At 48.8% G+C, this 492-nt stretch carries 1 protein-coding gene; it reads left to right on the top strand.

What is annotated here, in order from left to right:
• Positions 1-231 (top strand): hypothetical protein (locus EOB49_RS37125; protein ID WP_206526204.1); only part of this gene is annotated, 231 nt, incomplete at its 5' end.
• Positions 232-492 lie beyond the last annotated feature (261 nt).

Genomic DNA, 492 nt, shown 5'->3' with positions numbered 1-492 from the left:
AACGCGATTGAATTCGCGGGCGTCGCTGGGCTGACCGGGCTCCAGAATGCTGCCACACTTTCGATCTTCGTCGGTCATCCCAATCATGCTGGGCTCACCCGATGGGCGTCTGGCAGACGCCTCATGATCTCAACAGCTCAATCAGAGAATCTCGATGCATTAAATCATGACCGCCCCTGCACCGCCCAAATCAGGAGAAATCATTCTGCGCTGACCAAAAGCCATCATTGACCCCAGCTTTTGCGGAATTGGGTCGGCATTAGCATACAATTCGGATAGCCGCTCATCCCCCACCCGAGGCGCCGTGATCCGAAAAGAAGTGTTGAGATGCTTTCTTTTATTTGATAGGCAAGTCGTATCAACAATATTAAAATGCCTTTTCCTTGTGAACGGGATGGAGTGTGTGTATGGTCCTTTTATATACCTGACGTTATAAAATTCACCGCAATTATTATTCTGCTCTTTGTGATGTGAAGGAAGATATCTCCGGCA

The organism is Mesorhizobium sp. M7A.F.Ca.MR.148.00.0.0 (assembly GCF_003997735.1).
Taxonomy (GTDB): domain Bacteria; phylum Pseudomonadota; class Alphaproteobacteria; order Rhizobiales; family Rhizobiaceae; genus Mesorhizobium.
This window is presented reverse-complemented; position numbering and strand designations above follow the sequence as displayed.